24 protein-coding genes are annotated in these 26,060 nt (G+C 68.6%); 20 read left to right on the top strand and 4 right to left on the bottom strand.

The features are described 5' to 3' along the window. Positions 1-4: 4 nt before the first annotated feature. From ppsA to dnaB, 11 genes are all read left to right on the top strand, one after another. The gene (ppsA, locus tag WDZ95_RS01060) at positions 5-2,401 is read left to right on the top strand and encodes a phosphoenolpyruvate synthase (protein WP_425775876.1); all 2,397 of its coding nucleotides are present in this window, start codon (positions 5-7) and stop codon (positions 2,399-2,401) included. Between the two features lie 163 nt (positions 2,402-2,564). Beyond that, positions 2,565-4,244, top strand: a complete 1,680-nt coding sequence (locus tag WDZ95_RS01055; protein WP_425775875.1) for an MFS transporter — start codon at positions 2,565-2,567, stop codon at positions 4,242-4,244. A gap of 113 nt (positions 4,245-4,357) precedes the next feature. After that, positions 4,358-4,639, top strand: coding sequence for a DUF4212 domain-containing protein (locus WDZ95_RS01050; RefSeq protein ID WP_425775874.1), 282 nt, complete (start codon positions 4,358-4,360; stop codon positions 4,637-4,639). Beyond that, a complete protein-coding gene (locus tag WDZ95_RS01045) occupies positions 4,632-6,680 on the top strand; it encodes a VC_2705 family sodium/solute symporter (RefSeq protein WP_425775873.1) in 2,049 nt (682 codons plus the stop codon). The genes WDZ95_RS01050 and WDZ95_RS01045 overlap by 8 nt, the downstream gene beginning before the upstream one ends. Positions 6,681-6,831: 151 nt before the next feature. Next, on the top strand, positions 6,832-8,517 hold the full coding sequence (locus tag WDZ95_RS01040) for an MFS transporter (protein ID WP_425775872.1): 1,686 nt from the start codon (positions 6,832-6,834) through the stop codon (positions 8,515-8,517). Positions 8,518-8,690: 173 nt separating this feature from the next. Further along, a complete protein-coding gene (locus WDZ95_RS01035; RefSeq protein WP_425775871.1) occupies positions 8,691-9,152 on the top strand; it encodes a hypothetical protein in 462 nt (153 codons plus the stop codon). A gap of 116 nt (positions 9,153-9,268) precedes the next feature. After that, positions 9,269-9,640, top strand: coding sequence for a 30S ribosomal protein S6 (rpsF, locus tag WDZ95_RS01030; RefSeq protein ID WP_166226945.1), 372 nt, complete (start codon positions 9,269-9,271; stop codon positions 9,638-9,640). Between the two features lie 30 nt (positions 9,641-9,670). After that, positions 9,671-9,958: a primosomal replication protein N gene (gene priB / locus WDZ95_RS01025; RefSeq protein ID WP_166226944.1), complete on the top strand. Its 288-nt coding sequence runs from the start codon at positions 9,671-9,673 to the stop codon at positions 9,956-9,958. Positions 9,959-9,970: 12 nt separating this feature from the next. Further along, positions 9,971-10,252: a 30S ribosomal protein S18 gene (rpsR, locus tag WDZ95_RS01020; protein WP_166226943.1), complete on the top strand. Its 282-nt coding sequence runs from the start codon at positions 9,971-9,973 to the stop codon at positions 10,250-10,252. Positions 10,253-10,266: 14 nt separating this feature from the next. After that, positions 10,267-10,719, top strand: a complete 453-nt coding sequence (gene rplI / locus WDZ95_RS01015) for a 50S ribosomal protein L9 (RefSeq protein ID WP_166226942.1) — start codon at positions 10,267-10,269, stop codon at positions 10,717-10,719. 193 nt (positions 10,720-10,912) lie between these two features. Further along, entirely contained in the window at positions 10,913-12,334 is a 1,422-nt protein-coding gene (gene dnaB, locus WDZ95_RS01010) for a replicative DNA helicase (RefSeq protein WP_166226941.1), read from the top strand. Positions 12,335-12,521: 187 nt separating this feature from the next. On the opposite strand, the gene WDZ95_RS01005 is transcribed toward dnaB, so the two are convergent. The 3 genes from WDZ95_RS01005 to WDZ95_RS00995 all read right to left on the bottom strand — a co-directional run bounded on the left by WDZ95_RS01005 (position 12,522) and on the right by WDZ95_RS00995 (position 15,463). Continuing rightward, a complete protein-coding gene (locus tag WDZ95_RS01005; protein WP_425775870.1) occupies positions 12,522-14,252 on the bottom strand; it encodes a PhoH family protein in 1,731 nt (576 codons plus the stop codon). Positions 14,253-14,462: 210 nt separating this feature from the next. Continuing rightward, a complete protein-coding gene (locus WDZ95_RS01000; RefSeq protein WP_166226939.1) occupies positions 14,463-14,939 on the bottom strand; it encodes a peroxiredoxin in 477 nt (158 codons plus the stop codon). Between the two features lie 143 nt (positions 14,940-15,082). Then, positions 15,083-15,463, bottom strand: coding sequence for an Mth938-like domain-containing protein (locus WDZ95_RS00995; RefSeq protein ID WP_425775869.1), 381 nt, complete (start codon positions 15,461-15,463; stop codon positions 15,083-15,085). A 129-nt stretch (positions 15,464-15,592) separates the two neighbouring features. On the opposite strand from WDZ95_RS00995, the gene WDZ95_RS00990 reads away from it, so the two are divergent. From WDZ95_RS00990 to clpB, 9 genes are all read left to right on the top strand, one after another. After that, positions 15,593-16,819 carry a pyridoxal phosphate-dependent aminotransferase gene (locus WDZ95_RS00990; protein WP_287468877.1) on the top strand — a complete coding sequence of 409 codons (1,227 nt, stop codon included), beginning with the start codon at positions 15,593-15,595 and terminating at the stop codon, positions 16,817-16,819. Between the two features lie 30 nt (positions 16,820-16,849). Continuing rightward, the gene (locus WDZ95_RS00985) at positions 16,850-18,199 is read left to right on the top strand and encodes a homoserine dehydrogenase (protein ID WP_425775868.1); all 1,350 of its coding nucleotides are present in this window, start codon (positions 16,850-16,852) and stop codon (positions 18,197-18,199) included. Next, positions 18,199-19,635, top strand: coding sequence for a threonine synthase (gene thrC, locus WDZ95_RS00980; protein ID WP_425775867.1), 1,437 nt, complete (start codon positions 18,199-18,201; stop codon positions 19,633-19,635). The genes WDZ95_RS00985 and thrC overlap by 1 nt, the downstream gene beginning before the upstream one ends. Before the next feature lie 18 nt (positions 19,636-19,653). Then, positions 19,654-20,187, top strand: a complete 534-nt coding sequence (gene mobB / locus WDZ95_RS00975) for a molybdopterin-guanine dinucleotide biosynthesis protein B (RefSeq protein WP_425775866.1) — start codon at positions 19,654-19,656, stop codon at positions 20,185-20,187. Next, positions 20,184-21,467 carry a gephyrin-like molybdotransferase Glp gene (gene glp, locus WDZ95_RS00970; RefSeq protein ID WP_425775865.1) on the top strand — a complete coding sequence of 428 codons (1,284 nt, stop codon included), beginning with the start codon at positions 20,184-20,186 and terminating at the stop codon, positions 21,465-21,467. The genes mobB and glp overlap by 4 nt, the downstream gene beginning before the upstream one ends. Further along, positions 21,464-21,718, top strand: a complete 255-nt coding sequence (moaD, locus tag WDZ95_RS00965) for a molybdopterin converting factor subunit 1 (RefSeq protein ID WP_166226932.1) — start codon at positions 21,464-21,466, stop codon at positions 21,716-21,718. The genes glp and moaD overlap by 4 nt, the downstream gene beginning before the upstream one ends. 1 nt (position 21,719) lies before the next feature. Beyond that, positions 21,720-22,193 carry a molybdenum cofactor biosynthesis protein MoaE gene (locus WDZ95_RS00960; protein WP_425775864.1) on the top strand — a complete coding sequence of 158 codons (474 nt, stop codon included), beginning with the start codon at positions 21,720-21,722 and terminating at the stop codon, positions 22,191-22,193. 7 nt (positions 22,194-22,200) lie between these two features. Continuing rightward, positions 22,201-22,953, top strand: a complete 753-nt coding sequence (locus tag WDZ95_RS00955) for a GNAT family N-acetyltransferase (RefSeq protein ID WP_425775863.1) — start codon at positions 22,201-22,203, stop codon at positions 22,951-22,953. A gap of 107 nt (positions 22,954-23,060) precedes the next feature. Then, complete coding sequence (gene clpB / locus WDZ95_RS00950; protein WP_425775862.1) at positions 23,061-25,667, top strand: ATP-dependent chaperone ClpB; 2,607 nt, start codon at positions 23,061-23,063, stop codon at positions 25,665-25,667. An 18-nt stretch (positions 25,668-25,685) separates the two neighbouring features. On the opposite strand, the gene WDZ95_RS00945 is transcribed toward clpB, so the two are convergent. After that, on the bottom strand, positions 25,686-25,925 hold the full coding sequence (locus WDZ95_RS00945) for a hypothetical protein (RefSeq protein WP_425775861.1): 240 nt from the start codon (positions 25,923-25,925) through the stop codon (positions 25,686-25,688). Positions 25,926-26,060 lie beyond the last annotated feature (135 nt).

Below are 26,060 nucleotides of genomic sequence, written 5' to 3'. Positions count from 1 at the left end.
TTCCATGTCCAACCTGTTCGAGCCGACCGCCCTGGTCGTGCCTTTCGAAAAATTGCGGATGACCGACGTCGAGTCGGTCGGCGGCAAGAACGCCAGCCTCGGCGAGATGATTTCGCAGCTGCCCAGCGGCGTGAAGGTGCCCACGGGCTTCGCCACCACCGCGCATGCCTTTCGCGAGTTCCTCAAGCACGATGGCCTGGCCGACCGCATCAACGCGCGCCTGTCCACGCTCGACACCGAAGACGTGCGCGCCCTGGCCGCCGCGGGTGCCGAGATCCGCGGCTGGGTCGAGGCCCAGCCTTTCCCGGCCGACCTCGAGCAGGCCATTCGCGCCGCCTTCGCCACGCTGAGCGCGGGCAATGACAAGGCCTCGTTCGCGGTGCGTTCCTCGGCCACCGCCGAAGACCTGCCCGACGCTTCGTTCGCGGGCCAGCAGGAAACCTTCCTCAACGTGGTCGGCATCGACGATGTGCTGCACAAGATGAAGGAGGTTTTCGCCAGCCTCTACAACGACCGCGCCATCAGCTACCGCGTGCACAAGGGCTTCGCGCACGCCGAGGTGGCGCTGTCGGCCGGCGTGCAGCGCATGGTGCGCTCCGACCTCGGCGCGGCCGGCGTGATGTTCACCATCGACACCGAAAGCGGCTTCTCCGACGTGGTGTTCATCACCAGCAGCTACGGCCTGGGCGAGACCGTGGTGCAGGGCGCCGTGAACCCCGACGAGTTCTATGTGCACAAGCCCATGCTCAAGGCCGGCAAGCGCGCGGTGATCCGCCGCAACCTGGGCTCCAAGCTGATCCAGATGGTGTTCAGCAGTGCCGAGGAGAAGGCCGCCAGTGGCAAGCTGGTCAAGACCGTGGACGTGCCGGTCGAGCAGCGCAACCGCTACAGCCTCACCGAGGCCGACGTCGAGCAGCTCGCGCGCTACGCGCTGGTGATCGAGCAGCACTACGGCCGCCCCATGGACATCGAATGGGGCAAGGACGGAACCGACGGCCAGCTCTACATCCTGCAGGCCCGCCCCGAGACCGTGAAGAGCCAGGCCGCCGGCAAGACCGAGGTGCGCTACAAGCTCAAGGGCAAGGGCGCGGTGCTGGCCAGCGGCCGCGCGATCGGCCAGAAGGTGGGCACGGGCCCGGTGCGCCTGGTGCACAGCATCAGCGAGATGGACAAGGTGCAGCCCGGCGACGTGCTGGTCACCGACATGACCGACCCGAACTGGGAGCCCGTGATGAAGCGCGCGAGCGCCATCGTCACCAACCGCGGCGGGCGCACCTGCCACGCGGCCATCATCGCGCGTGAGCTCGGCATCCCGGCCGTGGTGGGCTGCGGCGACGCCACCGACCTGCTCAAGGACGGCACGCTCGTGACCGTGAGCTGCGCCGAGGGCGACACCGGCAACATCTACGACGGCCTGCTCGAGACCGAAATCACCGAAGTGCAGCGCGGCGAGATGCCCGACATGGACGTGAAGATCATGATGAACGTGGGCAACCCCCAGCTCGCCTTCGACTTCGCCCAGATCCCCAACGGCGGCGTGGGCCTGGCGCGGCTCGAGTTCATCATCAACAACAACATCGGCGTGCACCCCAAGGCCATCCTCGACTACCCGCAGATCGACGCCGATCTGAAGAAGGCGGTGGAGTCGGTGGCGCGTGGCCATGCCTCGCCGCGGGCCTTCTACGTCGACAAGGTCGCCGAGGGCGTGGCCACCATCGCCGCGGCCTTCTGGCCCAAGCCGGTCATCGTGCGCCTGTCGGACTTCAAGAGCAACGAGTACCGCAAGCTCGTGGGCGGCTCGCGCTACGAGCCCGACGAAGAGAACCCCATGCTGGGCTTCCGCGGCGCGGCGCGCTACATCAGCCACGACTTCGCCGAGGCCTTCGCGATGGAGTGCGAAGCCCTCAAGCGCGTGCGCGAAGAAATGGGCCTGACCAACGTGCAGGTGATGGTGCCCTTCGTGCGCACGCTTGCCCAGGCGCAGCGCGTGACCGAGCTGCTCGCTGCCAAGGGCTTGAAGCGCGGCGAGAACGGCCTGAAGCTCATCATGATGTGCGAGATCCCGAGCAACGCCGTGCTGGCCAAGGACTTCCTGCAGTTCTTCGACGGCTTCTCGATCGGCTCCAACGACCTCACCCAGCTCACCCTGGGCCTGGACCGCGACTCGGGCCTGGAGCTGCTCGCGCACGACTTCGACGAGCGCGACCCCGCGGTGCGCGCGCTGCTGCAGATGGCCATCGGCGCCTGCAAGGCGGAGGGCAAGTACGTGGGCATCTGCGGCCAGGGCCCCAGCGACCACCCCGATTTCGCGCAGTGGCTGCGCGACGAGGGCATCAGTTCGATCTCGCTCAACCCCGACACCGTGGTCGACACCTGGCAGTTGCTCGCGGGCACGAACTGAGCCTGTCAGTTTCGCGTCAGTTCCGGGTCAGCGCCCGGTAAGCGCTGGTCTCTAGAAACCGGGCCGGGACACCGAGAGGTGCCCGGCCCATTTCAATTAGGAGACAAACGTGAACACAAACACCGCAACGGCGGGCGCGGGGGTGGATGCCCGCAAACGACCGATGACCCGCGAGGAAAAGCGCGTCATCCTGGCCTCGTCGGCCGGCACCATCTTCGAGTGGTACGACTTCTACCTCTACGGCTCGCTCGCCGCCATCATCGGCGCGCAGTTCTTCTCGTCTTTCCCCGAAGCGACGCGCAACGTGTTCGCGCTGCTGGCCTTCGCCGCCGGCTTTCTGGTGCGCCCCTTCGGCGCGCTGGTGTTCGGCCGCCTCGGCGACCTGGTGGGCCGCAAGCACACCTTCCTGATCACCATCCTGATCATGGGCATCTCGACCTTCGTGGTCGGCCTGCTGCCCAGCTACGAAACCATCGGCTGGGTCGCACCCGTGCTGCTGATCGTGCTGCGCATGCTGCAGGGCCTGGCCCTCGGCGGTGAGTACGGCGGCGCCGTGGTCTACGTGGCCGAGCACGCGCCGCACGGCCGCCGCGGCTTCTTCACGAGCTGGATCCAGACCACGGCCACCCTGGGCCTGCTGCTCTCGCTCATGGTGATCCTGGTGGTGCGCTCCATCGTGGGCGAGGCCGACTTCGCCGCCTGGGGCTGGCGCATCCCGTTCCTGCTGTCCATCTTCCTGCTGGCCATCTCGCTGTGGATCCGCCTCCAGATGGAAGAGTCGCCGGCCTTCAAGAAGATGAAGGCCGAGGGCGCGCAGTCCAAGGCCCCGATCTCGGAAGCCTTCGGCAACTGGAAGAACGGCAAGTTCGCGCTGCTGGCCCTGCTGGGTCTGGTGGCCGGCCAGGCCGTGGTCTGGTACACGGGCCAGTTCTACGCGCTGTTCTTCCTGCAGACCATCCTGCGCGTGGACATGTTCACCGCCAACATGCTGATCGCCTGGGCGCTGCTGCTGGGCACGGTGGGCTTCGTGATCTTCGGCACCCTGTCCGACAAGATCGGCCGCAAGAAGATCATCCTGACCGGCTGCCTGCTGGCCGCCGTGACCTACTTCCCCGTGTTCAAAGGCATCACGCAGTTGGCCAACCCCGCGCTGCACGCAGCCCAGCAGAACACCAAGGTCACGATCATTGCCGACAAGGCCGACTGCTCGTTCCAGTTCAACCCCACCGGCACCGCCAAGTTCACGAGCTCCTGCGACGTGACCAAGGCCCTGCTCGCGCGCAGCTCGGTGAGCTATTCGGTGCAGTACCAGGCCGGCGTGGTGCCCGCCAAAGTGCAGATCGGCGCCACCGAGATCACCGCCTACGAGGCGTCCAAGCTCACCGGCGACGACGTCAAGGCCGTGCCCGCCGCCTTCACCAAGGGCGTGAATGAAGCCCTGGCCGCCGCCGGTTACCCGGCCGCCGGCAAGCCCGCGCCCGGCATCGTGAAGGTCGACAACTTCTTCGGCGTGTTCACCGGTCAGGCCTTCCCGCTGGTGCTCATCCTCACCTACCTGGTGGTGCTGGTGACCATGGTGTACGGCCCGATCGCCGCCGCGCTGGTCGAGCTGTTCCCGACCCGCATCCGCTACACCGGCATGTCCCTGCCGTACCACATCGGCAACGGCTGGTTCGGTGGCCTGATGCCCGCGACCGCCTTCGCCATGATCGCGCAGACCGGCGACCCGTACTACGGCCTGTGGTACCCGATCGTGATCGCGGTGGCCACGGTGATCATCGGCGCGCTGTTCGTGCCCGAGAACCACAAGAAGGACATCTTCGCGCCCGAAGCGAACAAGTGACCCGCTCGCGCGACGTCACCCAGTGCAAAGGGGCTCTTCGGAGCCCCTTTTTCCGTGGGTCCGCCCGAGCAAACCCTAGCCCGCGGCCACGGCACGGATGCGATGATTCCGGGATGCCTTCCGAACCCCTCACCAAAGAGAAGCACGACCGGCGCGCGCTGGTGCTCAAGGCCGTGCTGCTGGTGGTGATGGTGCTGGTGTCCTTCGTCGCGTGCTTCTTCGCGCGTGATCTGAGCTTCACCGTGTTCGGCTGGCCCTTCCACTTCTGGCTGGCCTCGCAGGGCGCGGTGCTGGCCTTCATCGCCATCGTGGCGGTGTACGCCTGGGCCATGAACCGCATCGAGGCCGAAGAAGGCCGCGACGAGCACGGGCCGCGCGGGGACGCCGGTGCTTGAAGGACCCGCCTACGCCGCCTACAAGCGCCGCCTGCACCGCATCCTGGCGCTCTACGTTCTTTCGCTGATCGCATTCCTGCTGGTCATGCTCTGGGCCGAGCACAACGGCGTGTCCAAACGCTGGCTCGGCCCCATCCTGCTGTTCTCCACCGTCATGATGTACGGGGCCATCGGCGTGTACGGCCGCACCGCCGACCCCGAGGAGTACTACGTCGCGGGCCGGCGCATCCCGCCGGTCTACAACGGCATGGCCGCGGCCGCCGACTGGATGAGCGCCGCCTCGTTCATCAGCCTGGCCGGCGGGCTCTACCTGCAGGGCTTTGGCGGCTCCGACATGCAGGCCGGCGGCCTGGCCTTCGTGCTCGGCTGGACCGGCGGCTTCTGCCTCGTGGGCCTGCTCATCGCACCGCACCTGCGCAAGCTCAACCTGTACACCGTGCCCGACTACTTCGTGCACCGCTTCGGCGGGCGCTGGCCGCGCCGGCTCGCGGCGCTGTCGGCGGTGCTGTGTTCGTTCACCTACGTGGTGGCGCAGATTTACGGTGTGGGCCTGGTGGCCTCGCGCCTGACGGGCGTGCACTTCGACATCGGCATCATGCTCGGTCTGGGCGGCGTGGTGCTGTGTTCGTTCCTCGGTGGCATGCGCGCCATCACCTGGACCCAGGTGGCGCAGTACGTCATCTTGCTGCTGGCCTTTCTGGTGCCGGTGTCCTGGCTGGCCTACCAGCAGCTCGGCAACCCGCTCGCGCCCCTCGCACACGGTGCGCAACTGCCCAAGATCGCGGCGCTCGAGCACCAGCTCATGGAGTCGCCCAAGGAGAAAGAGGTGCAGCTCGCGTTCCAGGCGCGGGCGCGCCAGTACGAGCAGTGGCTCAAGGACGTGGACGGCTCGCTCAAGCAGCAGCGCATCGCGGCCCAGGAGCGCGTGCGCGTGCTCACCGAGCAGAACGCCGACATCGAGGTGGTGGTGGCCGCGCGCCGCGAACTCGCGACCCTGCCCAAAGACGCCGCCAGCGCGCGCGAGCAGTGGACGCGCGCCATGAAGGACAGCCAGGACCGCGCGCGCCCGCTGGGCGGCCTGCTGCCGCACACCCAGGCCTTCGCGGGCGACCCCGACGGCACGCCCGCCGAGCGCCAGGCCTTCGACACCTCACGCGCCAACTTCCTCGCGCTCATGTTCTGCCTCATGGTGGGCACGGCGGGGCTGCCGCACCTGCTCACGCGTTACTACACCACGCCGTCGGTGGCGGCGGCGCGGTCGTCGGTGGGCTGGTCGCTGTTCTTCATCGCCTTGCTCTACCTGAGCGCGCCCGCGCTGGCCACGCTCGTGAAGTACGAGGTGATGAGCAACGTGGTGGGGCGCAGCTTCGACGCACTCCCGGCCTGGCTCGCGCAGTGGTCCAACTTCGACGACTCGCTGCTCTCGGTGACCGACATCAACGGCGACGGCATCCTGCAGTTCGGCGAGATCCGGCTCGGTGCCGACGTGATCATGCTGGCCACGCCCGAGCTCGGCGGCATGCCCTACGTGGTGTCGGGCCTGGTGGCCGCGGGCGGGCTTGCGGCCGCGCTGTCCACCGCCGACGGCCTGCTGCTGACCATCAGCAACTCGCTGGTGCGCGACACCTACTGCCGCGAGTTCGCGCAGGACGTGCCGCCCGAGCGGCGCGTGATCCTGTCCAAGTTCGCGCTGCTCAGCGTGGCCTCGCTCGCGGCCTTCGTGGCCTCGCTCAAGCCCGCCGAGATCCTGCCGCTGGTGGCCTCGTCGTTCTCGCTCGCGGCCTCGGCGCTGGTGCCGGCCATGGTCATGGGCATCTTCTGGTCGCGCACCACGGGCGCGGCCGCGGTGGCCGGCATGCTCGCGGGCCTGGGCGTGACCGTGAGCTACATGATGCTCAACGCGCCGGCCGTGCGTGCGGTGCTGGGCCTGGCGCCCGGCCAGGACCTGTGGTGGGGCATTCAGCCGGTGTCGGCCGGGGTCTTCGGCGTGCCCGTGGGCTTCGCGGTGATCGCCCTGGTCAGCGTGCTGCGCCGCCGCTGATCCCATAGGCGTAGGGGTTTGCACTGAGTTTGGCCGCCTTACGGCGCCCTGACGACCGTTGACGGGCAATCGTCAGTTTCGTGTCAGACGGTGTACCAAGACTGCGCCGGCCGCCCCGAGCGGCGCCACCAACCAAGGAGACATCGACATCATGGCAACCACCACCGCCAGTGCTTCGAGTGCACCGATGACAAGGGAGGAACGCAAGGTCATTTTTGCTTCGTCCCTCGGTACCGTTTTCGAGTGGTACGACTTCTACCTTTACGGCTCGCTCGCGGCCATCATCGCGCGCCAATTCTTCTCGGGGCTCGATCCCACGTCCGCTTACATCTTCGCGCTGCTGGCCTTTGCGGCCGGCTTCCTGGTGCGGCCTTTCGGCGCCATCGTGTTCGGCCGCCTGGGCGACATGATCGGGCGCAAGTACACCTTCCTGGTGACCATCCTGCTGATGGGCGCGTCCACCTTCATCGTGGGCCTGCTGCCGTCGTATGCCTCGATCGGCATGGCCGCGCCCATCATCCTCATCATCCTGCGCATGCTGCAAGGCCTGGCGCTCGGGGGTGAGTACGGCGGCGCGGCCACCTACGTGGCCGAACACGCGCCACACGGCCGGCGGGGCTTCTACACCTCGTGGATCCAGACCACCGCCACGCTGGGCCTGTTCCTCTCGCTGCTCGTGATCCTGGGCGTTCGCACCGCCATGGGCGACAAGGACTTCGCCGAGTGGGGCTGGCGCCTGCCGTTCCTGCTGTCCATCCTGCTGCTGGGCATCTCGGTGTGGATCCGCCTGAGCCTCAACGAGAGCCCGGCGTTCCAGAAGATGAAGGCCGAGGGCAAGACCTCCAAGGCGCCGCTGACCGAATCCTTCGGCCAGTGGAAGAACCTCAAGATCGTGATCCTCGCGCTGCTGGGCCTCACCGCGGGCCAGGCGGTGGTCTGGTACACGGGCCAGTTCTACGCGCTGTTCTTCCTCACCACCATCGCCAAGGTCGACGCGACCACGGCCAACCTGCTGATCGCGGCCTCGCTGATCATCGGCACGCCGTTCTTCATCGTGTTCGGTGTGCTGTCCGACAAGATCGGCCGCAAGCCCATCATCCTGGGCGGCTGCCTGATCGCTGCGCTGACCTACTTCACGGTCTTCCCCAAGCTGCTCAACTACGCCAACCCGGCGCTGGTGGCGGCGCAGCAGGCCACCAAGGTCACGGTCACGGCCGACCTCAAGGAGTGCTCGTTCCAGGGCAGCCCGATTGCGCGCGACATCGACTTCCGCACCACCTGCGACATCGCCAAGCGCGCGCTCACCCAGGCCTACATCCCGTACCAGAGCGTGCAGGGCCAGCCGGGCGCGCCGGCCACCATCACGCTGGGCGACAAGGTGCTGACCGCGCCGGTGGGTGTGCTCAACGACAAGCGCGACGCGTTCTCGGCCGACAGCGCCAAGGCCATCGCCGAGTTCCGCAAGCAGCTCACCGACACCGCCAAGGCGGCCAACCTCACCGTGGCGGCGGACCCCGAGAAGATGAACAAGGGCATGGTGCTGGCCATCCTGGTGTTCCTGGTGCTGCTCGTGACCATGGTGTACGGCCCGATCGCGGCCATGCTCGTCGAGCTGTTCCCGACCCGCATCCGCTACACCTCGATGAGCCTGCCGTACCACATCGGCAACGGCTGGTTCGGCGGCCTGCTGCCCACCACGGCGTTTGCCATGGTGGCGGCCACGGGCGACATCTTCTACGGCCTCTGGTACCCGGTGGTCGTGGCCGCGGGCACCTTCGTGATCGGCCTGCTGTTCATTCGAGAGACCAAGGACGTGGACATCTACGCCCACGACTGAGGCCTGGCCCACCCGGCGCCGCCGGGTGTGCGCTTTTGCCCGAAACCCGCCCCGAGCGGGTTTTTTTCCGCCTTCTCGTGGACAAACCCCAATTCAAAATGCCTTGAGTCCAAGTAAAGCTCGGGCCCTCGGCCGGTTCGCCCGGTGCCCTCGCCATTTGAAACGACCCAGACATGCTGATTGCGAAAACCGAAGCCGGGCTGCGTGTGATGAAGGACCGCTCCGTGCCCCTGACGCCGCGGCAGCGCTCGGTCCTGATCCTGATCGACGGCAAGCGCACGCTCGACGAGGTGGTCGCGGCCTCCGTGGCCATCGGCAGCAGCCGCGAAGACGTCGACCACCTGCTGGCGCTCGAACTCATCACCCCTGTCGGGGAGCCGGCAGCCGCGCCCGCTGCCACCCCCGAAGCCGCCGAAGCGTCTGCGGATGGCCGCAGCCCGCAACAGCGCTACCAGGACGCCTACCCGATCGCCACCCGCCTCACGGCCGAACTGGGCCTGCGGGGCTTTCGCCTCAACCTGGCGGTGGAGGCCGCGGGCAACTACGAGCAGTTGCTGCAGCTCGCGCCCAAGATCCTCGACGCCGTGGGCAAGGACAAGTTCGCCCCGCTGGCGCGCGCCCTGGACCTGCGCTGAAGCGCCGGACGGCGGGGCAGGGCGGTCTGCCGGGGCCGTGTGGCTATAATGCTGGGTTTTCCGCCTTGCCACACCGCATCAGACGCGCGGGTGGCTTCCATCCACAAGGAGAGTCCATGCGTCATTACGAAATCGTCTTGCTGATCCACCCGGATCAGAGCGAACAGGTTCCGGCCATGCTGGAGCGCTACAAGGGCATGATCACCGCCGGCGGCGGCAAGATCCACCGCGTTGAAGACTGGGGCCGCCGTCAGCTGGCTTACCAGATCAACAAACTGTCCAAGGCCCACTACCTGTGCGTCAACATCGAAGCCGGCCAGGCCGTGATGGACGAACTGGAGCACGCCTTCAAGTTCAACGACGCCGTGCTGCGCCACCTCACCGTCCAGCGCAAGAAGGCCGAAACCGGTCCTTCGGCCATGATGAAGACGGTCGAGCGCGAAGAGGCCCGCAAGGCCCAGCAACAGTCGCAGGAGCAGGCCGCCTGATGCCCATGGCGTGAGGCTCGCGGAAATCGGGTGAACCGTCTCCAGTTGCAGGCCGTCGTGGTGCAGGTGCAGAGCCTGCGCTACACCCCGGCCGGCATCCCGGCGCTCAACCTCGTGCTCGAGCACGAGTCGCAGCAGACCGAACTGGACACCCCCCGAACCGTCAAGGTCCAGCTCAGGGCCGTTGCCTTCGGCGCCCTCGCCGAAGCCCTGCAGAAGCAGGCCCTGAACGACGCTGCACACTTCGACGGCTTTCTCGCGAACGCACGCACCGGCAAAGGGGTGGTGTTCCACATCCAAGCATTCAGCAAGACATAGGAAAGGCCCATCATGGCTGCACCCAAGCGTTTCAACAAAGACAAGCGTCCCAAGCGCAACACGCAATCGCTGCTGTTCAAGCGCAAGCGCTTCTGCCGCTTCACCGTCGCCAAGGTTGAAGAAGTCGACTACAAGGACGTGGACGTCCTGCGCGACTTCATCGCCGAAAACGGCAAGATCATCCCGGCACGCCTGACCGGCACCCGCGCGATCTACCAGCGCCAGGTGACCACCGCCATCAAGCGCGCGCGCTTCCTGGCCATGCTGCCGTACAGCGACCAGCACCGCGTCTGATTGAGGAGCCCGACATGCAAGTGATTCTTCTCGACAAAGTGGTCAACCTCGGCGCCCTGGGCGACGTGGTCAAGGTCAAAGACGGCTACGCCCGCAACTTCCTGATCCCCTCGGGCCGTGCGCGCCGCGCCACCCAGACCGCCGTGGCCGAATTCGAAGCCCGCCGCGCCGACCTCGAAAAGGCCGCCGCTGCCAAGCTGGCCGAAGCCCAGGCCCTGGGCGAAAAGCTGGCTGCCGTGAACGTCAAGCTCACGCAGAAGGCCGGCGTGGACGGCCGCCTCTTCGGCTCCGTCACCAACAACGACGTGGCCGAAGAACTGCAAAAGCAGGGCTTCAGCGTCGCCAAGGCCCAGGTGCGCATGCCCAACGGCCTGCTCAAGAACGTGGGTGACTACACGGTTCAGGTGCACCTGCACACCGACGTCACGGTGGACGTCGCTGTCACGGTGCTCGGCGAAACCGCCTGATCCCCGCGGGCCCGCCGGCCTGCCGAAAGCCGCTGCTCCCGGGCAGCGGCTTTTCTTTTTGCGCCGCCGACTTGTCCCGCGATGCCCACCGCGCGCCCACCGGATATCCACAGACTTGTCCCATGACGCGGGACACCCTGGGGCGTACCATGCCCCCTTTGCCGACGCCCCTCTGAAGCCGCTCCGACGCCGCATGTCTTCCGCCTTTTCCAGCCCCTTCCCCGACCTCGGCACCGGTTTCGACGAGGGCGGCGACCGCCAGATCGCGCAGTTGCGCGTGCCACCGCATTCGATCGAGGCCGAGTCCAGCGTGCTGGGCGGCCTGTTGCTCGACAACGGCGCCTGGGACCGCGTGGCCGACCTCGTCAACGACTCCGACTTCTACCGCTACGAGCACCGCCTGATCTACTCGTCGATCGCGACCCTGGTCAACGCCAGCAAGCCCGCCGACGTGGTGACGGTGTTCGAGCACCTGCAGAACCAGGGCAAGGCCGAAGAGATCGGCGGCCTGGCCTATCTCAACTCGCTCGCGCAGTACGTGCCCAGCGCGGCCAACATCCGCCGCTACGCCGAGATCGTTCGCGAGCGCGCGGTGCTGCGCAAGCTCGTGGCGGCGAGCGACGAGATCGCCACCGCGGCCTTCAATCCCCAGGGCCGCCCGATCGCCAAGATCCTCGACGAGGCCGAGCAGAAGATCTTCAAGATCGGCGAAGAAGGCTCGCGCATGAAGGAGGGCTTCCAGTCGATGGACAAGCTGGTCGTCGACCTGCTCGACCGCGTGCAGGAGATGGCCGACAACCCGCAGGACGTGACCGGCGTGCCCACGGGCTTCATCGACCTCGATCGCATGACCTCGGGCCTGCAGGCCGGCGACCTCGTGGTGCTGGCCGCGCGACCCTCGATGGGCAAGACCGCTTTCGCGATCAACATCGCCGAGCACGTGGCGCTCAACGAGGGCCTGCCGGTGGCGGTGTTCTCGATGGAAATGGGCGCGGCCCAGCTCGCGGTGCGGGTGGTGGGCTCGATCGGCCGCATCAACCAGGGCCACCTGCGCACGGGCAAGCTGACCGATGAAGAATGGCCGCGCCTGACCGAGGCGATCGAGAAGCTGCGCACGGTGTCGCTGCACATCGACGAGACCCCCGGCCTCACGCCCAGCGAACTGCGCGCGAACGCGCGGCGCCTGGCGCGCCAGTGCGGCAAGCTCGGCCTGATCGTGGTCGACTACCTGCAGCTCATGAGCGGCTCGAGCAGCGACGGCTCCGACAACCGCGCCACCGAGCTCGGCGAGATCTCGCGCGGCCTGAAGATGCTGGCCAAGGAGCTGCAGTGCCCGGTGATCGCGCTGTCGCAGCTCAACCGCTCGGTGGAACAGCGCACCGACAAGCGCCCCATGATGAGCGACCTGCGCGAATCGGGCGCCATCGAGCAGGACGCGGACATCATCATGTTCATCTACCGCGACGAGTACTACACGCGCGAGGCCTGCAAGGAGCCCGGCGTGGCCGAGATCATCATCGGCAAGCAGCGCAACGGCCCCACGGGGACCGTGAAGCTCGCCTTCCTGAACATGCTGACCCGCTTCGAGACGCTGGTGGGCGGCGGGGATTACTGAGGCCCCCACGCTCCACCGCTGCGCGGGTCGCTGCCCCCCGAGGGGGCTGATCCGGCTTGGGGCGGCCCGGCGCCGGATCTGATGCCCCCACGCTCCGCCGCTGCGCGGGTCGCTGCCCCCCGAGGGGGCTGATCCGGCTTGGGGCGGCCCGGCGCCGGATCTGAGGCCCCCGCGCTCCGCTGCTGCGTTACAGCACCTCGCTCGCGAAGTCGGCCAGGCGCGAGCGTTCGCCGCGCGCCAGCGTGATGTGGCCGCCGTGCGGCCAGCCCTTGAAGCGGTCGACCGCGTAGGTCAGGCCCGAGGAGCCTTCGGTGAGGTAGGGCGTGTCGATCTGCGCGAGGTTGCCCATGCAGATGATCTTGGTGCCCGGGCCCGCGCGCGTGATCAGCGTCTTCATCTGCTTGGGCGTGAGGTTCTGCGCCTCGTCGATGATCACGTACTTGTTCATGAAGGTGCGGCCGCGCATGAAGTTCATGCTCTTGACCTTGATGCGGCTGCGGATGAGCTCGTTGGTGGCCGCACGGCCCCATTCGCCCGCGTTGCCGCCGTCGCCCTTGGCCAGGAACTCGAGGTTGTCGTCGAGCGCCCCCATCCACGGGCCCATCTTTTCTTCTTCCGTGCCGGGCAGGAAGCCGATGTCCTCGCCCACGCTCACGGTGGCGCGCGTCATGATGATCTCGGTGTAGCGGCGGTCGTCGAGCACCTGGGTGAGGCCCGCGGCCAGCGCCATCAGCGTCTTGCCGGTGCCGGCCGTGCCGGCCAGTGTGACGAAGTCGATCTCGGGATCCATCAGCAGGTTGAGCGCGAAGTTCTGTTCGCGGTTGCGGCTGGTCACGCCCCACACCGCGTTCTTGAGGTGGGTGTAGTCCTTGAGCGTCTTGAGCACCGCGGTCTTGTCGCGGATCTCGGTCACGCGCGCGTACAGCGAAGGCTCGCCGGGCGCCTCGAAATAGACGAACTGGTTGATGTAGAACTGCCCCACGGCCGGCCCGCTCACGCGGTAGTAGGTGTGGCTGCCGCTCTGCCAGCTCTCGATGGTCTTGCTCTGGCGCGTCCAGAAATCCTGCGGCAGCGCGAGCGAGCCCGCGTACAGCAGTTCACCGTCGTCGAGCGTCTTGTCGTTCTCGTAGTCTTCGGCGGGCAGGCCCAGCGCGCGCGCCTTCACGCGCATGTTGATGTCCTTGGACACCAGGATGACTTCGCGCTCGGGGTGGCGCTGGCGCAGGCCCGCCACCACGCCCAGGATCTGGTTGTCGGCCTTGCCCTGCGGCAGGCTCGCGGGCAGTTCGTCGGCGAGCGGCTCGGTCTGGAAGAACAGCAGACCACGCGCCGACTGATGCCCCGTGGCCGCGAGCTTGAGGCCTTTGGCCATGTCGCCGCCGGCCTGCGCGGCCAGCGCGTCGAGGTTGCGGCTGGTCTGGCGGCCGTTGCGGGCCACCTCGGTCATGCCCTTCTTGTGGCCGTCGAGCTCCTCGAGCACGATCATCGGCAGGAAGATGTCGTGCTCCTCGAAGCGGAACAGGCTCATCGGGTCGTGCAGCAGCACGTTGGTGTCGAGCACGAACAGGCGCGGCGGGCCGCCGGCCGTGCGCTTGCTGCTGGGACGCCGGCGCGGGGCCGGGGCCGGCGCGACCGCCGGCGTGACTGCGGGCGCGGGCGCAGCAGGCGGCGCCTTGGCGCGGTCCTCGATCACCGGGCTGGGCTCGGCGGGGGCCGCGGCCGGCGGGTTACGCTTGCGGCCCTTGGCCTGCGGGGCCGGCCGGCGGGCCGGGGCCGCGGGCTCGTCGGCAACGGGCGGCGTTGCCGGGCCGGCGCCGCGTTCGGTGAAGTCGTCGAGCGATGCGTCGGAGGCTTTGAGCGAGTAGGCGTCGGGAGCGAGGAGGGCGGCGCGTTTGGTGGGGGCGGGGGGCAGGGGCATGGGGTCGGGTGGCGTTCAGCGCGCGGGCTCGAAAAAACAAAAAGCCGCCAGGCGGACCAGGCGGCTTTGCGGGCGGCGGAGCAGGGGGGAACGGGGAGAAACGGGGTGGATGCCCGAAGACATGCGACCCATTATGCACATTCCCCGTGGCGCCACCAGCGGGGGCGGCGGGTGTCGCTGCGATGCAGCAAACCCGCGCGCGGTCCGGGCTCAGGCGGCTTTCTTCAGGGCCTTGACGGCCTTGAGCACTTCCTCGACGTGGCCCGGCACCTTCAGGCCACGCCATTCCTGCTTGAGCACGCCGTCGGGGCCGATCAGGAAGGTGCTGCGCTCGATGCCCTTGACCTTCTTGCCGTACATGATCTTGTTCTTGACCACGCCGAACATGTGGCACATCTTCTCTTCGGTGTCGGCGATGAGCTCGAAGGGCAGCTCGAGCTTGGCCTTGAAGTCGTCGTGCGACTTCATGTTGTCGCGCGACACGCCGAACACCTGGGCGCCGGCCTTCACGAAGTCCTTGTACTTGTCGCGGAACTGCATGGCCTCGGTGGTGCAGCCGGGCGTGTTGTCCTTGGGGTAGAAGTACAGCACCAGGGTTTGCCCGAGGTGGCTCTGGTGGCTGACCTTCACGCCGCCAGTCGCCAGCGATTCGAACTCGGGGATAGGTTTGTTGACAACGACGGCCATGCTGAGGGAACCCCTGGTATTGAGTGGATGGTTTGCGTTGGCTGCGCCGGGGCCACCCCGTGTAGTGCGTAGGCATTCAGGGGCGTGCTGCGGGCAACAGCCGGCTATTTTAACGCCTAACGCACCGCCCTGCCCGGCAGGCGCTACCCCTCCAGGAGGAGAGCGGCCGTGACGCGGCGGCCTTCGCCGGCCAGGATGTTGTACGTGCGGCAGGCCGCCGCGGTGTCCATGGTCTCCACGCCGATGCCACGCTCGATCAGCGCGCGCAGCAGCGCGGGGGCGACGAAGCGCAGCCGCCGGCCGCTGCCGAACACCACGAGTTCGGGCGGCGTGTCGGGCGCGTCGAGCAAGGCCTCGAAGTGCGCCGCGCCCAGGTCTTCGAAACGCTGGCAGGGCCAGTGGCGCAGGCCGCGCGACGCACTCAGCACCAGGCTGCCGGTGTGGCGTTCGCCATTGACCGAGACCCAGCCCTCGCCCTGGGCGGTGATGGCGAGCAGATGGGGGTTGTCGGCGTGCAGTTTCATGCGCGTTGGGCGGGCCGGTCGGGCCGGGGAACTGTGGTCAAATTGCCGGTTTGCTCCGGGCTCGGGGGCTCGCATCTTAGCCCCGCCCCTTTGCACTCGGGCCGCCACATCCACCGCCGTGGAGGGACTTTGAAGACCATCCAGAAATCCGCCAAGCTTGCCAACGTCTGCTACGACATCCGCGGCCCGATCATGGACGCGGCGCGGCAGATGGAGGAGGAAGGCCACAAGATCATCAAGCTCAACATCGGCAACCTGGCCGTGTTCGGCTTCGATGCGCCCGAGGAGATCCAGCAGGACATGATCCGCAACCTGCCGAACTCGGCCGGTTACTCCGACAGCAAGGGCATCTTCGCGGCGCGCAAGGCGGTGATGCACGAGACCCAGTTGCAGGGCATCAAGGGCGTCACGCTCGACGACATCTACCTCGGCAACGGCGCGAGCGAGCTGATCGTGATGGCCACCAACGCGCTGCTCGACGATGGCGACGAGGTGCTGCTGCCCGCGCCCGACTACCCGCTGTGGACGGCCGCGGCGAGCCTCTCGGGCGGCACGCCGGTGCATTACCTTTGCGACGAGGCCAAGGGCTGGATGCCCGACCTCGAAGACATCCGCCGCAAGATCACGCCGGCCACCAAGGCCATCGTGGTCATCAACCCGAACAATCCCACGGGTGCGCTGTACTCGAAAGAGCTGCTGTTGCAGATCGTTTCGATCGCGCGCGAGCACGGCCTGGTGATCTTCGCCGACGAGGTCTACGACAAGGTGCTCTACGACGACGTGAAGCACGTGCCCATCGGCAGCCTGTCCGAAGACGTGCTCACGCTCACCTTCAACTCGCTGTCCAAGAGCTACCGCTCGTGCGGCTACCGCGCGGGCTGGCTCGTGGTCTCGGGCGACAAGAAGCCCGCCAAGGACTACATCGAGGGCCTGAACATGCTCTCGAACATGCGCCTGTGTGCCAACGTGCCGGGCCAGTGGGCGATCCAGACCGCGCTCGGCGGTTACCAGAGCATCAACGACCTGGTGTGCGAAGGCGGGCGCCTGCGCCGCCAGCGCGACCTCGCGCACGAGCTCATCACCGCCATTCCGGGCGTCACCTGCGTGAAGCCGCAGGCCGCGCTCTACATGTTCCCGCGCCTCGATCCCAAGATGTACCCCATCGAGGACGACCAGCAGATGTTCCTCGAGCTGCTGCAGGAAACGCGCGTGATGCTGGTGCAGGGCTCGGGCTTCAACTACCCCGACAACCAGCACTTCCGCATCGTGTTCCTGCCGCACGAGGACGACCTGCGCGAGGCCATCGGCCGCGTCGCGAAGTTTCTCGAGCACTGGCGAAAACGCCACGGCACCTGATCTGATCCCCGCTCTCTGTTCTCCCTCACCATGAAACCCATTCAAGTAGGCCTGCTGGGCATCGGCACCGTGGGCAGCGGCACCTTCGAGGTGCTCCGGCGCAACCAGGAAGAGATCCGCCGCCGCGCGGGCCGCGGCATCGAGATCACCATGGTGGCCGACCTCGACGTCGCGCGCGCCAGGGCCATCGTGGGCGAGGGCGTGACGGTGGTGGGCGATGCGCGCGAGGTCATCGCCAACCCCGAGATCGACATCGTGATCGAGCTCATCGGCGGCTACGGCATCGCCAAGGCGCTCGTGATGGAGGCCATCGCGGCCGGCAAGCACGTGGTCACGGCCAACAAGGCGCTGCTCGCGGTGCACGGTACCGAGATCTTCGCGGCCGCTTCGCAGCGTGGCGTCATGGTGGCCTTCGAGGCCGCGGTCGCCGGCGGCATCCCCATCATCAAGGCGCTGCGCGAAGGCCTCACGGCCAACCGCATCCAGTGGATCGCCGGCATCATCAACGGCACCACCAACTTCATCCTCTCCGAAATGCGCGGCAAGGGGCTGGACTTCGACGTGGTGCTCAAGGAAGCCCAGCGCCTGGGCTATGCCGAGGCCGACCCGACCTTCGACATCGAGGGCGTGGACGCGGCGCACAAGGCGACCATCATGAGCGCCATCGCCTTCGGCATCCCGGTGCAGTTCGACAAGGCCCACGTCGAAGGCATCACCAAGCTCTCGGCCATCGACATCCGCTACGCCGAACAGCTCGGCTACCGCATCAAGCTGCTGGGCATCGCCAAGCGCCGCCCCAGGCCGAACGTGGCCGGCGACACCGCCGCGGGCATCGAGCTGCGCGTGCACCCGAGCCTGGTGCCGTCCAAGCGCCTGATCGCCAACGTGGAAGGCGCCATGAACGCCGTGGTGGTGCAGGGCGATGCCGTGGGCAGCACCCTCTACTACGGCAAGGGCGCGGGCAGCGAGCCCACCGCCAGCGCCGTGATCGCCGACCTCGTCGACGTGACGCGCCTGCACACCGCCGACCCGCATCACCGCGTGCCGCACCTGGCCTTCCAGCCCGACGCCATGAGCGACCTGCCGGTGCTGCCCATGAGCGAGGTGGTCACCAGCTACTACCTGCGCCTGCGCGTGGCCGACCAGGCCGGCGTGCTGGCCCAGGTCACGGGCCTGCTCGCGGGCCGCGGCATCAGCATCGACGCCGTGCTGCAGCGCGAGGCCGACGAGGTGGGCGGCGAGGGCGCCACCAGCACCGACCTGATCATCCTCACCCACGACACGCGCGAAGGCACCATGAACGAGGTGCTTGAACAACTGCAGGCCCTGCCCAGCGTGCTCGCGCCCATCGTGCGCATCCGCAAGGAAGAGCTCAACTGATGCGCTACCTCTCCACCCGCGGCCACGCCGACCGCAAGCGCTTCTGCGAGATCCTGCTCGAAGGCCTGGCGCCCGACGGCGGCCTCTACCTGCCCGAGCACTACCCGCAGGTGGACGCGGCCGGTCTGCAGCGCCTGCGCGCGGCCTACGGCAACGGCCGGCCGGGCGGTTATGCCGCGCTGGCCTTCGAGATCCTCTCGCTCTACATCGACGACATTCCCGCGGCCGACCTGCGCGCGCTGTGCGAGCGCACCTACACCGAGGCGGTGTTCGGCAGCGCGGCCATCGTGCCGCTCAAGCGGCTCGAAGACGGCTTCTACCTCGAGGCCCTGTCCAACGGCCCCACGCTGGCCTTCAAGGACATGGCCATGCAGCTGCTGGGCAACCTGTTCGAGTACGAACTGGGCCGCCGCGGCGCCGAGCTCAACATCCTGGGCGCCACCAGCGGCGACACCGGCAGCGCGGCCGAGCACGCCATGAAGGGCAAGCGCGGCGTGCGCGTGTTCATGCTGAGCCCGCACGGCCGCATGAGCCCGTTCCAGCAGGCGCAGATGTTCAGCCTGATGGACCCCAACATCCACAACATCGCCATCGAAGGCGTGTTCGACGATTGCCAGGACATCGTCAAGGCCGTGAGCAACGACCTGGCCTTCAAGCGCGAACACAAGATCGGCACCGTCAACTCGATCAACTGGGCGCGCCTGCTCGCGCAGGTCGTCTACTACTTCGCGGGCTACTTCCAGGCCACGCAGCACGACAGCGAGAAGGTCTCGTTCACCGTGCCCAGCGGCAACTTCGGCAACGTCTGCGCAGGCCACGTGGCGCGCCAGATGGGCCTGCCGATCGACCGCCTCGTGGTGGCCACGAACGAGAACGACGTGCTCGACGAGTTCTTCCGCACCGGCGTCTACCGCGTGCGCGGCAGCGCCGACACGCACGAAACCTCCAGCCCGTCCATGGACATCTCCAAGGCGAGCAACTTCGAGCGCTTCGTGTTCGACCTCGTGGGCCGCGACGCCGCGCGCTGCAAGGCGCTGTTTCACGACGCCCTGTCGCGCGACGGCCGCTTCGACCTCAGCGCCGACGCCGCCTTCGTGGGCGCCGCCGCCACCTACGGCTTCCTCAGCGGCAAGAGCACGCACGCCGACCGCCTCGCCACCATCCGCGACGTGTCGCAGCGTTTCGGCGTGGTGATCGACACCCACACCGCCGACGGCGTGAAGGTCGCGCGCGAGCACCGCCGCGCGGGTGTGCCCATGGTGGTCCTCGAAACGGCGCTGCCGATCAAGTTCGCCGAGACCATCGTCGAAGCCCTGGGCCGCGAGCCCGAGCGCCCGGCCGCTTTCGCGGGCATCGAAGCCCTGCCCAAGCGCGTGCAGGTGATGCGCGCCGACGCCGCGCAGGTCAAGGCCTACATCGCCGGCCACTGCGGCTGAGGCGCCGGCTCCGCGAGCATGCACGTCGTCGGCTTCGCAGGCTTCTCGGGTTCGGGCAAGACCACGCTGGTCGAGCAGCTGATCCCGGCGCTGCGCCTGCGCGGGCTGCGCGTGGCGGTCATCAAGCACGCCCACCACAACTTCGACATCGACCACCCGGGCAAGGACACCTGGCGCCATCGCGAGGCCGGTGCGCTCGAGATCGTGGCCGCCTCGCCGCGCCGTCTGGTCGTGATGCGCGAGTTCGAGGCCGGCGCCGAGCACGACGTGCACGCGCTGATCGCGCGCCTGAGCGCCGGCCCCGACTGGGTGCTGGTCGAGGGCTTCAAGCGCAGCAGCCTGCCCAAGGTCGAGGTCTGGCGCGAAGCGAGCGGCCAGCCCGTGATCTACCCGGGCCAGCCGCAGGTGCTGGCCATCGCCACCGACAGCCCCGCCGCGCTGCCCGAGCCACCCGCACGCCCCGTGCTGGATTTGAACGCGCCCGATGACCTGGCCGCGTGGCTGGTCGACAATGCCAGCCGGTTCCACTACACGCCCCCCGACGAGACATGAACGCCCCGGCCCGCGCTCCCCTGATGGCCCTGGACCAGGCCCTGGCCGCCTTGCTCGAACGCGCCACGCCCCTCGCCGGCACCGAAGCCGTGCCGACCTTCGACGCCGCCGCGCGCGTGCTCGCACAGGACCTGGTGAGTGCGCTGCAGGTGCCCCCGAACGACAACGCGTCCATGGACGGCTACGCCGTGCGCACGGCCGACATCACCGCCCCCGGCGTGGTGCTGCCGGTGAGCCAGCGCATCCCGGCCGGCCACGCGGGCGAGCCGCTCAAGCCCGGCACCTGCGCGCGCATCTTCACCGGCGCGCCGCTGCCCGCGGGGGCCGACGCGGTGGTGATGCAGGAAGACACGCGCGAGGTCGGCGGCGACCTGCACGCGGTGCACATCGACGCCGTGCCCGCGCCCGGCCAGTGGGTTCGCCGCGCCGGCGAAGACGTGACGCGCGGCGCCGTGGTGCTCGCGCGCGGCCAGCGCCTCGACGAGGCCGCGCTCGGCCTGGCCGCGAGCCTGGGCCTGGCCCAACTGCCCGTGGTTCGCCGCCCGCGTGTGGCGCTGTTTTCCACCGGCGACGAACTCGTGATGCCCGGCGAGGTGCCGCCCGAGGCCATGAAGCCCGGCGCCATCTACAACTCCAACCGCTTCTTCCTGCGCGCGCTGCTGCAGCGCTTCGGCTGCGAGGTGAGCGACCTCGGCATCGTGCCCGACCGGCGCGAGGCCACGCTGGCGGCGCTCAAGACCGCGGCCGACCACCACGACCTCATCCTCACGAGCGGCGGTGTGTCGGTGGGCGAAGAAGACCACATCAAGCCCGCGGTGCAGCAGCTCGGCGGGCTCGATCTCTGGCAGATCGCGATGAAGCCCGGCAAGCCCTTTGCCTACGGCCACGTGCGCCGCGACCCGGGCGTGCCCGGCGCCGCGCACGGCGATTGCCACTTCATCGGCCTGCCCGGCAACCCGGTGTCGAGCTACGTCACCTTCCTGCTGCTGGTGCGGCCCTTCCTGCTCAAGCTGCAGGGCGTGAGCGACCCCGCGGCGCTGCGCCTGCCGCCGGCCATGGCCCTGCGCGCCGACTTCGCCGTGCCGCGCGCCGACAAGCGCCGCGAGTTCCTGCGCGTGCGCCGCAATGCGCGGGGCGGGCTCGACCTGTTCCCCAACCAGAGCTCGGGCGTGCTCACCTCCACCGTGTGGGCCGACGGCCTGGTCGACAACCCCGCCGGCACCACCGTCGCGCCCGGCGACACCGTGTCATTCATCGCCCTGTCGGACCTGCTCGCATGAACACCATCCAGCTGCGTTACTTCGCGTCCATCCGCGAAGCCATCGGCACCGGCGCCGAGCGCATCAGCACCGCCGCGCCCACGCTCGCGGCCCTGCGCGACGAACTCATCGCGCGCGGCGGCGCCCACGCCGAGGCGCTGGCGCGCGGCCGCGCGGTGCGCGTGTCGCTCAACCAGACCATGGCCGACGAATCGGCCGCGCTGCCCGAGGGCGCCGAGGTGGCCTTCTTCCCTCCGGTCACGGGCGGCTGACATGAGCGCCCGCGTCCGCATCCAGACCGCCGACTTCGACCTCAGCACCGAGGTCGCCCTGCTGCGCCTGCAGGACAAGGGCGTGGGCGCGGTCTGCAGTTTCCTGGGCACCGTGCGCGACCGCAACGACGGCCAGTCGGTGAGCGCGATGGAGCTCGAGCACTACCCGGGCATGACCGAGAAGGCCATCGAGGCCATGATCGACCAGGCCTTCGAGCGCTTCGACATCCTGGGCGCGCGCGTGATCCACCGCGTGGGCCCGCTGCAGCCGCTCGACCAGATCGTGCTCGTGGTGGTGAGTTCGGCCCACCGCGGCCAGAGCTTCCAGGCCTGCGAGTTCCTCATGGACTACCTCAAGACCCAGGCGCCGTTCTGGAAGAAAGAGCAGACGCCCGAAGGCGCGCGCTGGGTCGACGCGCGCGTGAGCGACGACGCCGCGCTCGCGCGCTGGGGCATCCAGGCACCCAACGCCTGAAGCCGCCATGGGCGCCGACGTCGAATCGCTCGAGCGCGCCACCCTGCAGGCCGTGGCACCCGAGCACGTCGATGCCGGCGTGCCCGGCTGGCTGCTGCCCATGGACGGCGGCACCGTGGGCCGCGCCCAGTGCGCGGTGCCGCTGTCGCACGCCGCGCCCGATCCCGCGCTGATCGATGCCATCGCGCAGCGCTACCGCGAGCGCGGTTTTGCGCCGGCCTGGCGGCTGCCCGACACCGAGGCTTTCGCCGCGTTCCACGCCGCGCTGGCGGCGCGCGGCTACACCCGCCGCCAGCCCACGCTCACGCAGACCCACACGGTGTCTGCGCTGCTGCAGAACGCGCCCGAACAGGCGCCCGACGGGGCGAGCGTGCGGCTCGCCGAGCGGCCCGACGCCGCGTGGCTCGCCATGTACCTGGGCGAAGGCCTGGACCCGGTCGACGGTGCGAGCCGCTCGCAAGCGCTTTCGCGCGCCGAGAGCACGCGCTTTGCCAGCCTGGTCGACGGCGGCCAGACCCTGGCCTGCGGCGCCGCGAGCTTCGGCCACGGCTGGCTCGGCGTGCATGGCATGCGCACCGCGGCGAGCCAGCGCGGCCGCGGCCTGGCCGCCCGGGTGGTGCGCGCCATGGCGCAGGAGGCGCAGCGCCGCGGCATCGAGCGGGTGTTCCTGCAGGTCGACGCCGGCAACGCCCCGGCCCTGGCGCTCTACCAGCGCCTGGGCTTTCGCACCGCCTGGGCCTACGCCTACTGGCGGCTGTGAGCCGGCCGGCCTTGACGCGGATCAAGGCCCCGCGGCCCCGGCCGGCTTGAAATCGGGCCTGCAGGCGCCATGTGACCTGCATTCCATTCTTCGGGGAGCAAGCCTCCATGCGTCTCGACAAACTCACCACCAAGTTCCAGGAAGCCCTGGCCGACGCCCAAAGCCTCGCGCTGGGCAATGACCACGCCTACATCGAACCCGTGCACCTGCTGCTGGCCATGCTGCGCCAGGCCGACGGCCCGCAGTCGCTGCTGCAGCGCGCGGGCGTCCATGTGCCCGGCCTCACGCAGGCCGCCGAGGCCGCCGTGAAGCGCCTGCCCCAGGTGCAGGGGCAGGAGCAGGTGCAGATCGGCCCCGAACTCGCCAAGCTGCTGCAGGCGAGCGAGAAAGAGGCCCTCAAGCGCGGCGACGCCTACATCCCGAGCGAGAACTTCCTGCTCGCGGTGGCCGATGCCAAAGGCGAGCTCGGCCGCATCGCCAACGAGAACGGCCTGTCGCGCAAGAGCCTGGAGGCCGCGGTGGCTGCGGTGCGCGGCGGCCAGAACGTCAACAGCCCCGAGGCCGAAGGCCAGCGCGAGGCGCTCAAGAAGTACACGCTCGACCTCACCGAGCGTGCGCGCGCCGGCAAGCTCGACCCGGTGATCGGCCGCGACGACGAGATCCGCCGCGCCATCCAGGTGCTGCAGCGGCGCAGCAAGAACAACCCGGTGCTGATCGGCGAGCCCGGCGTGGGCAAGACCGCCATCGTCGAAGGCCTGGCGCAGCGCATCGTCTCGGGCGAAGTGCCCGACAGCCTCAAGGGCAAGCGCGTGCTCAGCCTGGACATGGCCGCGCTGCTCGCGGGCGCCAAGTACCGCGGCGAGTTCGAGGAGCGCCTGAAGAGCGTGCTCAACGAGCTCGCCAAGGACGAGGGCCAGACCATCGTCTTCATCGATGAGCTGCACACCATGGTGGGCGCGGGCAAGGCCGAGGGCGCGATGGACGCGGGCAACATGCTCAAGCCCGCGCTCGCGCGCGGCGAGCTGCACTGCGTGGGCGCCACCACGCTCGACGAGTACCGCAAGTACATCGAGAAAGACGCCGCGCTCGAGCGCCGCTTCCAGAAGATCCTGGTGGACGAACCCACGGTCGAGGCCACCATCGCCATCCTGCGCGGCCTGCAGGAGAAGTACGAGGTGCACCACGGCGTGGAGATCACCGACCCGGCCATCGTGGCCGCGGCCGAACTGAGCCACCGCTACATCACCGACCGCTTCCTGCCCGACAAGGCCATCGACCTGATCGACGAGGCCGCGGCCAAGATCAAGATCGAGATCGACTCCAAGCCCGAGGTCATGGACCGGCTCGACCGCCGCCTGATCCAGCTGCAGATCGAGCGCGAGGCCGTGCGCAAGGAAACCGACGAGGCCTCGCAGAAGCGCCTGGGCCTGATCGATGAAGAGATCGAGCGGCTCAAGAAGGAGCTCGCCGACCTCGAAGAGATCTGGAAGGCCGAGAAGGCCCAGGCCCAGGGCTCGGCCCAGGTCAAGGAAGAGATCGACAAGCTGCGCCACCAGATCGACGAGTTCACCCGCAAGGGCGACTTCAACAAGGTGGCCGAGCTGCAGTACGGCAAGCTGCCCGAACTCGAGAAGCGCCTGAAGGACGCGCAGGCCGCCGAGACCGGCAAGAAGGAAGGCGGCCGTCCGCAGCTGCTGCGCACGCAAGTCGGCGCCGAAGAGATCGCCGAGGTGGTGGCGCGCGCCACCGGCATTCCCGTGAGCAAGCTCATGCAGGGCGAGCGCGACAAGCTGCTGCAGATGGAAGACAAGCTGCACCAGCGCGTGGTGGGCCAGGACGAGGCCATCAGCGCCGTGGCCAACGCCATCCGCCGCTCGCGCTCGGGCCTGTCCGACCCGAACCGCCCCACGGGCTCCTTCCTGTTCCTGGGCCCCACGGGCGTGGGCAAGACCGAGCTGTGCAAGGCGCTCGCGGGCTTCCTGTTCGACAGCGAAGAGCACCTGGTGCGCATCGACATGAGCGAGTTCATGGAGAAGCACTCGGTGGCGCGGCTGATCGGCGCGCCGCCCGGCTACGTGGGCTACGAGGAGGGCGGCTACCTCACCGAAGCCGTGCGCCGCCGCCCCTATTCGGTGCTGCTGCTCGACGAGGTCGAGAAGGCCCACCCCGACGTCTTCAACGTGCTGTTGCAGGTGCTCGACGACGGCCGCCTCACCGACGGCCAGGGCCGCACCGTGGACTTCAAGAACACCGTGATCGTGATGACGAGCAACATCGGCTCGCACCTGATCCAGGCCATGGTGGGCCAGCCCTACGACGAGGTGAAAGAGGCGGTGTGGGGCGAGCTCAAGAACCACTTCCGGCCCGAGTTCCTCAACCGCATCGACGAGACCGTGGTGTTCCACGCGCTCGACGCCAAGCACATCGAGTCGATCGCGGCGATCCAGCTGCAGGCGCTGCAGAAGCGGCTGCAGGCCATGGACCTCAAGCTCGAGGTGGCGCCCGCGGCGCTGGCCGAGCTCGCCAAGGTGGGCTTCGACCCGGTGTTCGGCGCGCGCCCGCTCAAGCGCGCGATCCAGCAGCGCATCGAGAACCCGCTCTCCAAGCTGCTGCTCGAAGGCCGCTACCCGCCCAAGTCGGCCATCCCGGTGGGCGTGGACCCGGTGCGCAACCCGGGCGTGTTCGAGTTCGGCGACGCGCTGCCCATGGCCTGAGCCCGGGCGCGGGGCCGCTCAGGCGGCCTCGTCGTCGGGCTCGGCGGGCAGCACCGCGCGCGTGTCCTGCAGAAAGCCCTGCGAGGCCAGCCGCACGGCCAGGGGCTGCACGTCTTCGTCGAGCAGGCGCGAGAGCTCGCGCAGGCTGCGCCGGCCGTTGGCCAGCAGCAGCAGGGTGTGCGCCCGGCGGTCGAGGCCGTCGGGCCGGGCCAGGGCCTGCCAGGCCTGGTGGGTGCGGGTGTACAGCGAGGTCTCCATCGTTGATCGAAACGGTGCACGGGGCGCATGACACGGGCTTGAAACACCCCCGGGCTCCAAGGGGTTAACAAGATCCGGGCCAGCCCCGGTGCCGACCGCCCGCGCCCCCCGCCTGACCGATCGGAAGCCCAAAGC

The organism is Hydrogenophaga sp. T2 (assembly GCF_049843535.1).
GTDB classification, from domain to species: domain Bacteria; phylum Pseudomonadota; class Gammaproteobacteria; order Burkholderiales; family Burkholderiaceae_C; genus Hydrogenophaga; species Hydrogenophaga crocea.
Note: the sequence above shows the minus strand (reverse complement) of the source record. Positions and strands in the feature narration are given on the sequence as shown.